At 63.8% G+C, this 14,295-nt stretch carries 12 protein-coding genes; 5 read left to right on the top strand and 7 right to left on the bottom strand.

Features of this window, described 5'->3' with window-relative positions:
- Positions 1-110 precede the first annotated feature (110 nt).
- The 4 genes from yajC to AKL28_RS12295 all read left to right on the top strand — a co-directional run bounded on the left by yajC (position 111) and on the right by AKL28_RS12295 (position 4,416).
- A complete protein-coding gene (yajC, locus tag AKL28_RS12280) occupies positions 111-392 on the top strand; it encodes a preprotein translocase subunit YajC (protein ID WP_439950938.1) in 282 nt (93 codons plus the stop codon).
- 121 nt (positions 393-513) lie between these two features.
- Positions 514-2,418 carry a protein translocase subunit SecD gene (gene secD, locus AKL28_RS12285; protein ID WP_050468428.1) on the top strand — a complete coding sequence of 635 codons (1,905 nt, stop codon included), beginning with the start codon at positions 514-516 and terminating at the stop codon, positions 2,416-2,418.
- 72 nt (positions 2,419-2,490) lie between these two features.
- A complete protein-coding gene (gene secF / locus AKL28_RS12290; RefSeq protein WP_050468429.1) occupies positions 2,491-3,435 on the top strand; it encodes a protein translocase subunit SecF in 945 nt (314 codons plus the stop codon).
- A gap of 87 nt (positions 3,436-3,522) precedes the next feature.
- Positions 3,523-4,416: a tRNA threonylcarbamoyladenosine dehydratase gene (locus AKL28_RS12295; protein WP_050468430.1), complete on the top strand. Its 894-nt coding sequence runs from the start codon at positions 3,523-3,525 to the stop codon at positions 4,414-4,416.
- 52 nt (positions 4,417-4,468) lie between these two features.
- Here the strand turns inward: AKL28_RS12295 and AKL28_RS12300 are convergent, their stop codons facing one another.
- From AKL28_RS12300 to AKL28_RS12320, 5 genes are all read right to left on the bottom strand, one after another.
- Positions 4,469-5,413, bottom strand: coding sequence for a DMT family transporter (locus AKL28_RS12300; RefSeq protein ID WP_050468431.1), 945 nt, complete (start codon positions 5,411-5,413; stop codon positions 4,469-4,471).
- Positions 5,414-5,587: 174 nt separating this feature from the next.
- On the bottom strand, positions 5,588-6,811 hold the full coding sequence (locus AKL28_RS25035; RefSeq protein WP_231602412.1) for a DUF4337 domain-containing protein: 1,224 nt from the start codon (positions 6,809-6,811) through the stop codon (positions 5,588-5,590).
- A gap of 14 nt (positions 6,812-6,825) precedes the next feature.
- The gene (locus AKL28_RS12310) at positions 6,826-7,584 is read right to left on the bottom strand and encodes a DUF899 domain-containing protein (RefSeq protein WP_231602413.1); all 759 of its coding nucleotides are present in this window, start codon (positions 7,582-7,584) and stop codon (positions 6,826-6,828) included.
- An 88-nt stretch (positions 7,585-7,672) separates the two neighbouring features.
- Positions 7,673-8,329: an NHL repeat-containing protein gene (locus tag AKL28_RS12315; protein ID WP_050468433.1), complete on the bottom strand. Its 657-nt coding sequence runs from the start codon at positions 8,327-8,329 to the stop codon at positions 7,673-7,675.
- 60 nt (positions 8,330-8,389) lie between these two features.
- Positions 8,390-9,610 carry a hypothetical protein gene (locus AKL28_RS12320; RefSeq protein ID WP_050468434.1) on the bottom strand — a complete coding sequence of 407 codons (1,221 nt, stop codon included), beginning with the start codon at positions 9,608-9,610 and terminating at the stop codon, positions 8,390-8,392.
- 332 nt (positions 9,611-9,942) lie between these two features.
- Here AKL28_RS12320 and katG point away from each other — a divergent pair, with 332 nt between their 5' ends.
- Positions 9,943-12,120 carry a catalase/peroxidase HPI gene (gene katG, locus AKL28_RS12325; RefSeq protein WP_050468435.1) on the top strand — a complete coding sequence of 726 codons (2,178 nt, stop codon included), beginning with the start codon at positions 9,943-9,945 and terminating at the stop codon, positions 12,118-12,120.
- 119 nt (positions 12,121-12,239) lie between these two features.
- On the opposite strand, the gene AKL28_RS12330 is transcribed toward katG, so the two are convergent.
- The gene (locus tag AKL28_RS12330; protein ID WP_050468436.1) at positions 12,240-13,001 is read right to left on the bottom strand and encodes an AraC family transcriptional regulator; all 762 of its coding nucleotides are present in this window, start codon (positions 12,999-13,001) and stop codon (positions 12,240-12,242) included.
- 118 nt (positions 13,002-13,119) lie between these two features.
- Complete coding sequence (locus AKL28_RS12335) at positions 13,120-14,289, bottom strand: enolase C-terminal domain-like protein (RefSeq protein ID WP_050468437.1); 1,170 nt, start codon at positions 14,287-14,289, stop codon at positions 13,120-13,122.
- Positions 14,290-14,295: the final 6 nt, after the last annotated feature.

Genomic DNA, 14,295 nt, shown 5'->3' on the forward strand with positions numbered 1-14,295 from the left:
TAGCGCCTGTGCAGTGCTAGAATGCAGGGCTATTTTTCAATCAACCTTTGGAGCCTTACGTGTTTATTTCCGATGCATACGCGCAAACGGCAGCAGCAGCCCCTGGCGGCATGCTGGGCAACCTGACCAGCTTCCTGCCGATCATCCTGATGTTCGTGGTGCTGTACTTCCTGATGATTCGCCCGCAGATGAAGCGTCAGAAAGAACAGAAGTCGATGATGGACGCACTGGCCAAGGGCGACGAAGTCGTCACCTCGGGCGGCATCCTGGGCAAGATCACCAAGGTGACCGATGCCTACATCACCATCGAAGTGTCCGAAGGCAACGAAATCATCGTGCAAAAGTCGGCTATCGCCACGCTGCTGCCCAAGGGCACCATCAAGGCGCTGTAATCCGGCCGCAACGGTCCCAGTGGGCGCATCGTAGATGCGCCCATGTTGTTGGAACCCCCGGGTTCCCGCTGCAAGCTGCAAACAATCCGCAGCCCATTCTGGAAGCTAGAAGCACAACACCATGAATCGTTACTCTCTCTGGAAATACGTATTAATCGTCGTTGCCTTGCTGTTCGGCGTGATTTACACCGTCCCGAACTTCTTCGGCGAGTCGCCGGCCGTGCAGATCAGCAGCGCCAAATCGACCATGAAGGTCGAGGCCGCCGTGGCTGGCCGCGTTGATGAGATATTGAAGCAAGGCAGCCTGTCGGCAGAGAGCGTCGCATTCGACGGCGGCGGCGCCCAGCCTTCGGTGCGTGCGCGTTTCGCCACCACCGACATCCAGTTCAAGGCCAAGGCCCTGCTGGAAAAGGAACTCAATACCGACCCGACGGACCCGACTTATATCGTCGCGTTCAACCTGCTGCCCAATACCCCGCAATGGCTGCAAAGCCTGCACGCCTTCCCGATGTACCTGGGCCTGGACTTGCGCGGCGGCGTGCACTTCCTAATGCAGGTTGATATCAAGGCCGTGCTCAACAAGCGCCTGCAAGGATTGCAGTCCAGCGTACGCAGCCTGCTGCGCGACAAGAACATTCGCCACAATGGCATCAGCCGCAGCGGCGATGCCATCGAAATCTCGTTCCGCGACGCCGATACCCGCACCAAGGCCCGCGCCGTACTGGGCGAGCTGCAAGAGATGGTGCTGGCCGACGCCGGCGCCGGCGACGACCTGAAACTGGTCGCCACCCTGCGTCCGGAAGCGCTGAAGCAGACGCAGGAAGACGGCGTCAAGCAGAACATCTCCACGCTGTCCAAGCGCGTCAACGAGCTGGGCGTGGCCGAGCCGCTGATCCAGCGCCAGGGCGCCGACCGTATCGTGGTCGAACTGCCGGGCGTGCAGGACGTCTCGCGCGCCAAGGACATCATCGGCCGTACTGCCACCCTGGAAGTGCGCATGGTCGACGAGAGCGTGGTGCGCGGCACCGAAGAGACCGCCGCCATCCCGTTCGGCTCCGAGCTGTTCAAGATCGGCAAGGGCGCGCCGGTGGTGCTCAACAAGGAACCGGTGCTGACCGGCGACTACATCTCCAACGCTTCGGCCAGCTTCGATGAAAACCACCAGCCGGCGGTCAGCATCGACCTGAACGGCGACGGCGGCCGCAAGATGCGCGAAGCTACCCGCGACAAGGTCGGCAAGAACATGGCGATCGTCCTGTTCGAAAAGGGCAAGGGCGAAGTCCTGACCGTGGCCACCATCCGTTCCGAACTCGGTTCGCGCTTCCAGATCACCGGCATGGGTTCGCCCGAAGCCGCCAGCGACCTGGCGCTGCTGCTGCGCGCAGGTTCCCTGGCCGCGCCGATGGACATCATCGAAGAGCGCACCATCGGCCCGCAACTGGGCGCCGACAACATCAAGAAGGGCTTCGACTCGGTGCTGTACGGCTTCGCGGCGATGGCCATCTTCATGGTGATCTACTACCAGTTGTTCGGCTTCTTCAGCGCGCTGGCGCTGTCGGTAAACGTGCTGTTGCTGGTGGCCTTGCTGTCCACGCTGCAGGTGACGCTGACCTTGCCCGGTATCGCCGCGATTGCGCTGGCACTGGGTATGGCGATCGACTCCAACGTGCTGATCAATGAGCGCATCCGCGAAGAACTGCGTGCCGGCAATTCGCCGCAAGCGGCCATCGCGGCCGGTTTCGACCGCGCCTGGGCGACCATCCTCGACTCCAACGTCACTACCCTGATCGCCGGCCTGGCGTTGCTGATCTTCGGTTCCGGTGCGATCCGCGGCTTCGCCGTGGTGCACTGCTTGGGCATCCTGACCTCGATGTTCTCGGCCGTGTTCTTCTCGCGCGGCATGGTCAACCTCTGGTACGGCCGCAAGAAGAAGCTGACCAGCCTGGCCATCGGCCAGATCTGGAAGCCGGACGGCGAGGCGCTGACCACTTCCGGCAAGGCATCGGCCAAGCGCGGCGCCAAGTAAGCGCAGCAAGACAAGTGATTTGAGCCGGACCGCGTCGGGTAAAACCCCGCGGCCGGCACCGAAAGGATAGCGATGGAATTTTTCCGCATCAAAAAAGACATTCCCTTCATGCGCAATGCGTTGATCTTCAACGCGATCTCGGCGCTGACCTTTGTCGCCGCAGTGTTCTTCCTGTTGAGCAAGGGCCTGCATTTCTCGATCGAGTTCACCGGCGGCACGGTCATGGAAATGGCCTACAGCAAACCGGCCGACCTGGAGAAGATCCGCAAGTCGGTGGAAGGCCTGGGCTACCGCGACACCCTGGTGCAAAGCTTCGGCACCGCCCAGGACGTGATGATCCGCCTGCCGGCGCAGCCCGGCGTGAATGCCAGCCAGCAGAGCGAGAAGGTGACGGCGGCGCTGAAGGCCGACGATCCTGAAGTGCGCCTGCAGCGCGTCGAATTCGTCGGTCCGCAGGTGGGGGATGAACTGGCGCACGACGGCCTGATGGCGTTGGCGATGGTGGTGCTGGGTATCGTGATCTACCTGGCGTTCCGCTTCGAATGGAAGTTCGCAGTGGCGGCGGTGATCGCCAACCTGCACGACGTGATCATCATTCTCGGTTTCTTCGCCTTCTTCCAGTGGGAATTCTCGCTGACGGTGCTGGCGGCGATCCTGGCGGTGCTGGGCTATTCGGTCAACGAATCGGTGGTGGTGTTCGACCGGGTGCGCGAAGCCTTCCGCGACCGCCGCTTCGGCAAGCTGTCCACGCCGGAAGTGCTGAACCACGCGATCACCAGCACCATGTCGCGTACCATCATCACCCACGGCAGCACCGAAATGATGGTGCTGGCGATGTTCTTCTTCGGCGGCCCGACCCTGCATTACTTCGCGCTGGCGCTGACCATCGGTATCCTGTTCGGTATCTATTCGTCGGTGTTCGTCGCCGCCGCGCTGGCCATGTGGCTGGGCGTGAAGCGGGAAGACCTGATCAAGCCGGTCAAGGTCAAGGACGAGAACGGCGGCGCAGTGGTATAAGCATCGCCGGCTCCGATCACGGAAGGCCGCAGCGTTCGCGTTGCGGCCTTTTGTCTTCAACAACGCTATTGAGTTTCGGGTTTTCCCATGAGCACGACCGCAGACACATCTTCCGCTTCGCATGATATCGACTACGACCGCCGCTTCGGCGGCGTGGCTCGCCTGTATGGCGCGCAGGCCTTGCAGCGCTTTCGCGATGCGCACGTGTGCGTGGTCGGCGTGGGCGGCGTCGGCTCGTGGATCGTGGAAGCACTGGCGCGCAGCGCCATCGGCCACATCACGATGATCGACCTGGACAACCTGGCCGAGTCCAACGTCAACCGCCAGATCCACGCCTTGTCCGACACGCTCGGCAAGGCCAAGGTGACCGCGCTGCATGAGCGCATCATGCAGATCAACCCGACCTGTACGGTGACCGAGGTGGAGGATTTTCTCGACCCCGGCAATGTCCCGCAGATGATCGGCGTTGGCCGTTTCGACTACGTGATCGACGCCATCGACAACGTGCGCGCCAAGGTGGCGTTGATTGCCTATTGCCGCAAGCATGGCGTGCCGCTGGTGACCATCGGCGGCGCCGGCGGGCAGATCGATCCCACTATGATCGAGATCCGCGACCTGTGCCGCACCGAGCAGGAACCCTTGCTGGCCAAGGTGCGCAAGCGCTTGCGCGCGGAGCATGGTTTTCCGCGCGGCACCAAGAACAAGTTCCATATCGACGCGGTGTTTTCCACCGAGCCGTTGCGTTTCCCGGAGATCGGCGAAGGCGAAGCCTGCGCCATCGATCCTGCTGGCGCGGTGGGAGAGGATATGGATATCGGTGGAGATGCGTCGGAGATGGCCGCTGCCGAAGATGTCACGCAAGGTGGCGTCACCGGCCTGAACTGCGCCGGTTTCGGTTCTGCCATGGTGGTGACCGCATCGTTTGGCCTGGTGGCCGCAGCGCATGTACTGAAGAAGATTGCGGAGAAGCCGTCGGCCTGAGGAAAATCAGGACCCCGCGTCGTTCAACGGCCGCTGAAGTTCCGGCAATTATTTAATGCCCACCACCCTCATCCACCACCCGATGCGCTGACACGCACAGCAGCACGCTGGCCGTCACCAGCACCATGGCCGCCGTTTCCAGCAAGGTCGGCAGACGGCGCTCCCACAGGAATCCATAGAGCAGGGCAAACAAGGTTTCGAACAGGATCATCTGCCCGATCATGGTCAGCGGCAGCAGGCGGCTGGCCTTGTTCCAGCAGGCATTGCCGAACAGCGAAGCGACAATCGCCACGCCGGCCGAGACGGCGAAGAAACGTCCCCATTCAGCATGCGAATGGGGTTCCAGCAGCAGTGTAAAAGCTGGCAGCGCCATGAATACCGACAGCAGCCCCGTCACCAACCCGGTCAGCAAGCTCCAGTCATGCGCCGAGATATCGTGCAGCCGTGCCAGCCAGCGGCTGTTGCCGACGGCGTAAGTGGTCCACGATACCAGCGCGCCGAGCGCACAAAAGAAACCGATGATTTGCTGGGAACTGTCGGCTGCCGAGCGCCCGGCAGACAGCGATTGCCACGCCACGCAGGCGATGCCGGCCAGGCCCAGCGCCAGCGAGGGCGCCAGTTTGCGGATCGGCACCGCACCGTGGCCACGGCTGCCGATGATGGTCACCGCTACCGGCAGAAAGCCGATCACCAGCGATGTCATGGCCATGCCGCCCAACTGCACAGCGCTGGACAGGAACACGTAATAGATCACATTGCCCAGCAGGCTTAGCCACACCAGCGCCCACCATTCGGGCGCGCCCAGGCGGCTGGCCACACTGCGCAAACGCGGCGCAATCAGGATCGCGGCGAACGCGCCGTAGGCCAGGTAGCGCCCGGCGGACAGCTGCCAGGGAGAAAATTCGCGGGTCAGCTCGGGCGCCAGGAACACCAGTCCCCAGGCCGCGCCGGCCAGTGCGCCGAACAGGATGCCGCGCAAGATCGTATTGGAACTCATCGGAAAACATTGCCATGAAGACTGCGAGCTTCGCAGTATGCCTTGGCAGGCAGGAAATGGCTTGGCGCAAACTACGGAGAATTTGGGAAATCGTCGCCCTGGCGACGATGCCACAAGCGGTTCAACGTCCAGAGGGAGGTTGAACCGCTTGCCGATAAGGCGTTGAACAGGCTCTTATATCGTAGAGAACAATCCCGCACCGATGAACGCCAGCGACACCACGCCAATGCCCATCGACAGGTAAACCAGCATTCCCACGCCGGTGATGATGGTGGCCGAGGCCAGCACAATGGCCACTTGCAGCATGCCGGCGGCCATTTCCATCTTCTCGTATTTCTCCATGTAGACGTGGGCTTCATGTTCGGCCGCCCTGGCCTTGTGGGACAACTGCTTCTTGCCTTCGCCGGTCTTTTCATCGTCGTCGTAATGGGCAATCGTCTCATCGAGCTTGGCGATGGCGGCCGTGATGCGCTCGTCCTTGGCGTTGCCCAGCAAGACTAATTGGCTCTTGGCCAGTTGCGCTGCATTGCCGCGCACCGACTTGGCCTGGAAGAACGCCCACAGGTTGGAGGCCTCCTGGTGTTTCAGGATGACTTCGGTCTGGTAAGACTTGGAAATGGTTTCGGTGACGGCCAGCACCAGCGCGAGAACCGCGATGAGCAGGGCCAGTTTCTTGTTGCCGGAGGCATGTGCGTGCTCGGCTTTTTCGAGGTCTTCTGTAGCTTCCGTCATGGTGGCGTTGTGGATTGGGTAACAGTGGCTCCCATCAAGGGGGATGGGGCGTTCCAACAACGATCCAGAAGCATTACGGTTGACCTGATGGTGCGGATCGGCTCGTGTTTTTTTGCGGGGAAGAGGAATAGGGTTCCGGGCGCCGGCGCACAGGTTTCGCACCAGCCGTTTGCCGTGGCAGGCCAGGTAGGCGGCGGTTCCGGCGGACAGCAGCATCGCGGCAGTGTGGATGAGGATGGCTGCCGCAGCGTGTGCCAGGGTGCCGGATGCGGCGGTATCGCCGCATAAGGGCATCGAGAGGGGCAGCATCAAACTTGCGCCATGCATGCCCGGCACCGCCAACGGCCACAGCGCCAGCCCGGCGCAACCGATGGGGATTCGCATTTTGGAGCAGGGGCCGGGCCGCAGATGCATCGCTGCTGCCAGCAACAGCAGCAAGCATGTCGCGCCTTGCAACAGGTTGCGTTCAGGCATCGTCCCGTAGGCCACCGATGCCGCCGACAGGCCAAGCGCCGCGATGTGCCCAAGCGCGATGGGCAGCAGGCTGCGCAAGGCCTGCCAGCGTTGGCCCGGGCCGATGGCCGCGAAGAACCAGCCGCTGGCCGGGTTCAGCCCGTGCAGCGCACCGCTGCCGGCCAAGGCAATCCAAAACCAGGTGCCCGACATGGTGCCCCCACGTTCTAGCCGCGCGCGTGGCAGCATGAGGGCGCCCCGGCCCCGCTGCCATCGGACTCGTAGCGGTCGTGGTGGCGCACCCATTCCATCTTGTGCGGCACGTCGCGCTCGCCGCGGCCGTTGGGCGTCAAGTCCATCATGCGGTAGGCGCCCATCATCACTTCCACGCCGCGGCCGTAGGTGGAATACGTGTGGAAGACCTGTCCTGCATCGACGCGCACAAAGACGCTGATGCCGGGTGCTTCCGAGGCAGGGAAAAAGCGGCGGTCATAGTTGTAGTCGACTTCGCCGCCGGCCAGTTCTTCCGGCGTGAAACTGACCCCGAAGTCCGCGTTGAAATCGCTGCCATGGGAAGAGACCCAGTCGAAGCGCCAGCCCATGCGGCGGCGGAAGCGTTCGATCTCGTCCAGGGGCGCGCGCGAGATAGCAAGCAGCGTGATGTCGCGCTGGGCCAGGTGCACATTCATGCCATCGCTGTGGTCGGCCATGAAAGAGCAGCTTGGGCAGCCTTGCTCCCAGCCCGGCCCCAGCATGAAATGCTGGACCAGCAACTGGCGGCGGCCGCCGAACAGTTCGGCCAGCTTGCGCGGACCCTTGGCGGTATCGAAGGTGTAGTCCTTTTCTACACGTTCCCATGGCAATGACCGGCGTTCGGCGGCCAGCTGGTCGGCGAGGCGCATGGCCTCCTTTTCGCGTGCCAGCAATGCCTTGCGCGCGTCCAGCCATTGTTCGGAAGAGACGATAGGGTGATGGGCGATATCCATGATGTGCTCCCTGGCCGGTGAGGCCATGCATAGTGTGTTGTTCAATGAGGGTTGGGGTACGGCGGCGGGCGGGGATGCCCGCCGCCGTTTACTTCGGCTGGCGCACCACGCGTAGCTTGCCGCTGTCGCCGCCGCCGCAGTAGAAGAGGCCGGCGCCGTCCGATTCGAGTCCGCTCACGCCGATGCCGGGCGGCATGCGCAATTCCACCAGCATCTCGCCGTTATCGGGATCGATGCGGCGGATGCCGCTCTCGTCGCCTTCCCAGGTGCCGTGCCACAGTTGGCCGTCAACCCAGGTCACGCCGGTGACAAAGCGTTTGGATTCGATGGTGCGCTGGATGGCGCCGGTTTCAGGATCGATGCGGTGGATCTTGCGGTCGCGGTACTGGCCTACCCACAGGCTGCCTTCGGCCCAGGTCAGGCCGGAATCGCAACCGTTGCCGGGTGCGGGGATGGAGGCCACCACGGCGCCGCTGGCCGGGTCGATCTTGTCGATGCGCTGTTCGGCGATCTGGTAGAGGTAGGTGCCATCGAAGGCGGTGCCGGCGTCGCAGGGGCATTCCAGCGCGCGTCCCGGCTCGCCGGTGCCAGGATCGATGGCAATTAGCCTGGCGCCGGTAGCGGCCCAGATGCGGCTGCCGTCCCAGGTGACGCCATTCACGGCGGCAACACCGGGGAAGGGGCCGTATTCGCGCACGATCTCGGCGGGTTGTGTGGTGACTGGGGATTTTGCCTTGCTGTTCATCGTCGCTCCTCGTTCTCGGTTTTCTCTATCTGCGCTGTGTATCGGCGCCGTGAAAGTACTTTATCCGATGGCCAGCGTAGCGGGGAGTAACAAGATTGTCGTGAATCCCGCCAGTGGCGGCGCCAGCCAGCGCTGGGTGCGTGCGCGGCCGATGGAGCGCACGCGCTGTTCTGCTTCCAGCTCGGCCAGGGAGCGTTGCACGGTGCGCTGGCTGGTGCCAAGGGCCAGCGCCAATGCCGAAGTCGACCAGGCCGCGCCATCCGACAGCAGCGCCAATAGCTCGGCCTGGCCGCCGTCGAAGGGCGGAGCGAGCAGCACGAGTTGGCGTTGGTTCTCGGGATGGAAGGCAAAGCCTTGGGGCGTGGCATCGATGCGCGCCAGCCCTTTGGCGAGTGCACGCAACCGGCCGATTTCTACCCGCAGGCGGGCGCGGTGCGTCTCGTTCGGGGTGCGTGTGTGGAAGGCGCGTTCGATCAAGGTTTCGCGCGTGACGTCGCCGGGCCACGCTGCTGCCAGCGCGTGCGCCAGGGCGAATAACACCGGGCGGCGCGCCAGCGACTGTTGGACGGGGCCGATGCCAAGGCTGCGGCGGCAGGCGTCGACCACCAGCGCGTCCGAAGCGACCAGGGCAGCCACCTCATCGATGCGCAAGGCTTGTTCGCCCCACGGGGCGAGCTGTCTGGCCGCCGGACGTTCCAGCGCGGTGCGCGCTTCCGCCACTTCTGCCGACAGTGCGGGAATACCCGAGCGTGCCGCCGCATCCTGCGCTTGCGCAAATGCTGCTCGCGCATCCTGGATGCGCCACGAACGCAAGGCAAGCTCGGCGTGTAGCAGGGCGGCCAGTGCCGCCAGCGGCGGCGGCAACCCTTGGGGATCGAGCAGCGCCAGCATTGCCTCGGCTTGCTGCAACTGGCCCAGCAGCAGCAATTGGCGGGCGGCGACCAGCCGCGCCTGCAATGCGTTGGCCCGGTCGGCATGGGCTTCAAGCGTGGCCAGTGCACTATTGAGCGAGCGCGGCGAGCCGGTGAAGTCGCGCTCGGCCAGCGCCACTTCGGCCTCCGCCACGACACAGCGGGCGCGCGCCAGTTCTTCGCGGGAACCGAAACCGCGCGCGGCCCGCCGAAGCAAAGTGCGGGAGAGTGAATGTTCGCCCAGCTGGGCCATGGCGATGCCGCGCAACGCCAGCGCCGGCGGGTCTTCACGCAGGGCGACACGTTTTAATGCGCCAAGTGCATCGCCGATGGCCAAAGCGCGCGCGGCAGCGGAGATTAGCGAATCCATGGCGTGCAGAATACACTGGGGGTGGATAGTGCAGTGAAGGAGGAGATTGGAATGTTTGAATGCGTCTATAGAAAAAGACAATCAACTTATAAGTTTTAATGCTTTATATTGATCGCTCTATTGAACAACTGACCAGGACGCGGCGAAAGTAAAGGCAACGGAATCGGCGACGTCATCAAGCCGTCGCATTACGCAGCCAGCATTCGTCCGAAAGAGTGGCCGCGCGTAGCGGGATCATCAGTCCGCTACGCAGCGCAACCATCCGAAACATGCCCGTATCCTGGTCCGGGTATGGTGACTCTCGTTGGGTCGATTAAGAGGAGAAGATCGCAATGTCAAACGAAGCGAAGTGCCCCTTCAACCACACCGCCGGTGGCGGCACCACCAACCGCGACTGGTGGCCGAAACAGTTGCGTCTGGATCTGCTGGCTCAGCATTCGTCGAAGTCCAATCCCATGGGAGCCGGCTTCGATTACGCAGAAGCATTCAAGAGTCTCGACCTGGCCGCGGTGAAGAAAGACCTGGCCCAGTTGATGACCGATTCGCAGGACTGGTGGCCGGCCGATTTCGGCCACTACGGTCCGCTGTTCATCCGCATGGCCTGGCACAGTGCCGGCACCTACCGCATCGGCGACGGCCGCGGCGGCGCCGGGCGCGGCCAGCAGCGTTTCGCACCGCTGAACAGCTGGCCCGACAACGTCAGCCTGGACAAGGCGCGCCGCCTGCTGTGGCCGATCAAGCAGAAATACGGCAACAAGATCTCCTGGGCCGACCTGCTGATCCTGACCGGCAACGTCGCGCTGGAAACCATGGGCTTCAAGACCTTCGGCTTCGCCGGCGGCCGCGAAGACGTATGGGAACCGGACCTCGATGTCTACTGGGGTACCGAGACCACCTGGCTGGGTGGCGATGAACGTTACGGCAAGGGCGCTCCCGGCCGCAACCTGGAAAACCCGCTGGCAGCCGTCCAGATGGGCCTGATCTACGTCAACCCGGAAGGCCCGGAAGGCAAGCCCGATCCGGTGGCCGCCGCGCATGACATCCGCGAAACCTTCGCCCGCATGGCGATGGACGACGAAGAAACCGTGGCCCTGATCGCAGGCGGCCACACCTTCGGCAAGACTCACGGCGCGGGCGACGCCAAGAACGTCGGCAGCGAACCGGAAAGTGCAGGCCTGGAACAGCAGGGCCTGGGCTGGAAGAGCAGCTTCGGCAGCGGCGTGGGCAAGGACGCCATCACCAGCGGCCTGGAAGTGACCTGGACCCAGACCCCGACCAAGTGGAGCAACTACTTCTTCGAGAACCTGTTCAAGTACGAATGGGAGCTGACCAAGAGCCCGGCCGGTGCACACCAGTGGGTCGCCAAAGGGGCGCAAGCGGATATCCCTGACCCGCAGGGCAACGGAAAGCGCCTGCCGACCATGCTGACCACCGACCTGTCGCTGCGTCTGGACCCGGCGTATGAAAAGATTTCGCGCCGTTTCTACGAGAACCCGGATCAGTTCGCCGAAGTCTTCGCACGCGCCTGGTTCAAGCTGACCCACCGCGACATGGGCCCGCGCGCCCGCTACCTTGGCCCTGAAGTGCCTGCTGAGGAACTGATCTGGCAAGATCCGCTGCCCAAGGCAGACCATGCGCCGATCGGCGAGCAGGATGTGGCGGCGCTGAAGGCCAAGGTGCTGGCATCGGGCCTGAGCGTGTCCGAACTGGTGTCCACCGCTTGGGCCTCGGCCTCGACTTTCCGCGGTGGCGACAAGCGCGGCGGCGCCAACGGTGCGCGCATCCGCCTGGCGCCGCAGAAGGACTGGGTCGTGAACCAGCCGCAGCAATTGGCCAAGGTATTGAAGGCGCTGGAAACCATCCAGGCCGAATTCAATGCACAGGGCGGCAAGAAGGTATCGCTGGCGGACCTGATCGTGCTGGCCGGTAGTGCTGCGGTCGAAAAAGCCGCCAAGGATGCCGGGCAAGACATCACTGTCCCCTTTGCCCCCGGCCGTACCGACGCGACCGAGGCGCAAACCGATGTCGCATCGTTCGAACCGCTGGAGCCTATCTATGACGGCTTCCGCAACTTCCTGAAGAAACCCTTCGCGGTGCGCGCCGAAGACCTGCTGATCGACAAGGCACAGTTGCTGACGCTGACCGCGCCGGAGATGACGGTGCTGGTGGGTGGCCTGCGCGTCCTGGGCGCCAATGCCGGCGGCAGCAAGAACGGTGTCTTCACGCAGCGTCCGGGCGTGCTCAGCAACGACTTCTTCGTCAACCTGCTGGACATGGGCACCGAGTGGAAAGCGACTTCGCCGGAAGCAACCGAGTTCGAAGGGCGCGACCGCAAGACCGGTGCCGTGAAGTGGAGCGGTTCGCGGGTCGACCTGGTGTTCGGTTCGCATTCGGTGCTGCGCGCCCTGGCTGAAGTTTATGCCGTCGCCGATGCCAAGGCGAAGTTCGTGCAGGACTTCGTGGCGGCATGGACCAAGGTGATGAACCTGGACCGCTTCGACTTGAAGTGATGTGAAGTGATATGAGGTGTGGGGAAGCCGGAACCGGGCTTCCCTGTGAAGAAGAAAAGCGGCGCATCGAAAAAGGATGCGCCGCTTTTTTGTGAGCGTCGATGGAAGCGCTCCAGGGCTTAGGCGGTCGCAGCGCGTGCCGCACGCCGGTAGGCCGCGGGCGTGGTGTCGCGCAGCTTGCGCATGGCGTTGGAGAGGGCGCTCTGGTCGCTGTAGCCACAGCGCAGTGCGATATCGGGCAAGGGCAGGGTGCTCGCGTGCAGCAGTTCGCAGGCGCGGCGCACGCGCACTTCGGCCAGCCAGGCGCGGGGTGATGTGCCGGTTTCCTGCTGGAACCATTCATGCAGGCGGCTGGGGCTGATTGCCGCAGCCGATGCCATGTCGGCCACCGACCACGGCAGGCCGGGATCGGCTTCGATCTTCGCCATCAATGCATGCAGCCGCGAATGCACGCGCGGCGCCGCCAGCGCCAGCGTATCCAGCAGCAGCGGTATCCAATGCTGCAATTGCGCCGACGCCATCTTCTGCTGCTGTTCCAGTATCAGCGCCATGAACTCCACCAGCTTGCCGGCCGCTTGCGACAGCGGCATGAAGGGGCGCAGCGCCAGTTGTTCCATCATCTGCGTACCCATCATGGCCGGCGTCAGGTCCAGGATCAGTGAGCGGTTGGTGCCCTCCGCGCTGGTCGCATGCGTGGCGCCCGGTTCAACGAAGGCGCCGGTGGCGGTATCGGCCAGTCCCTGGCGTCCGGCGATATCGAGTGCCAGCCGGCCGGACAGGGGCAGAACCAGTTGCGGAAAGTCGTGGCTGTGCGCCAGCGGTTCGTCGCGGTAGCTACGCAGGTGGATATCGGCGGTGAAGGAGGAGGATTTCGTTGCCATGGCAACAGGCGGCGCTGCGATTGGGATGCCGCCATGATAGCCGATGCGGGGCCGGACGGAAAAAGACAGCGGGCCGCGACATTGATCGGGGCCCGCTGTCGTCTGCTGCAGGATTGCCTCAGCCGATGATCTTCTCCAGCCACGGCGCCAGTTCGCGCTTCTGCTCCAGTCCGAAGCCCGGCGCCTGCGTCGGATGCACCATGCCGCCGCCCAGCGAGCATTCCGGCGCATAGCCGCCGAAGGGCTGGAACACGCCCGGATAGGCTTCACAGCCGCCCAGGCCCAGCCCGGCGGCAATGTGCAGGTTGATCATGTGGCCGCCATGCGGATGCACCTGGCTGCGCTCGTACCCCTGTTCTTCCAGGACTGCCACCGCGTGCGCGAATTCGGTCAGCCCGTAGGACAGGCCCGGATCCATCTGGAAATAATCCAGCCCACGGCGCATGCCGCCGTACAGGGCCAGGTTCTTGATGTCCTGTGCCGAGAACAGGTTCTCGCCGGTGGCGATGCGGCTCGGGTAGGCCTCGGCTACGCGGCGGTTCAGGTCGTAGTCCAGCGGGTCGCCGATCTCTTCAAACCAGCGCAGCTGGTACGGCGCGATCGCTTCGGCGTAGGCCAGCGCGGTCTTCAGGTCGAAGCGGCCGTTGGCGTCCACCGCCAGTCGGCTGCCGTCGCCGTCGACCACGGTCAGTGCGGATTCGATGCGGGCGATGTCTTCCTTCAGCGACGCGCCGCCGATCTTCATCTTGAAGCTGGAGAAACCCATGTCGGCGTAGGACTGCAATTCATCCTTGAGCGTCGCGCCGCTTTCGTTGGCGTAGTAGTAGCCGCCGGCAGCATAGACCTCGATACCGTCGGCCTTGCCGCGTCCGCCGAAGGCCCGCGAGATCAGCACGTGCGCAGGCACATCAAGAATCTTGGCGTTCAAGTCCCACACGGCCAGTTCGATGGCGGCGGCGGCGGCGGCGCGGTCGCCGTGGCCGGCCGGCTTCTCGTTGCGCATGATGGTCTGCAGCACCTTGGCCGGGTCGAACAGCTTGCCGTCGCCTGACAGCAGCGACTCAGGCGCTGCGCGGCGCAGGCGCGGGATCATGCGGTCGCGCAGGATGCCGGACTGGGCGAAGCGGCCGATGGAGTCGAAGGCGTAGCCCACCAGCGGTTTGCCGTCGCGCACCACGTCGCTGACCAGCGCCACCAGCGAGATGTCGTGTTCGGCAAAGCTGACGAAAGCATTGGCGACGTTGCCTTCCATCTTGACGGCGAGGTCGCGGATATCGGTAATTCTCATGACGTT

The organism is Herbaspirillum chlorophenolicum, assembly GCF_001189955.1.
GTDB lineage: Bacteria > Pseudomonadota > Gammaproteobacteria > Burkholderiales > Burkholderiaceae_D > Herbaspirillum > Herbaspirillum chlorophenolicum.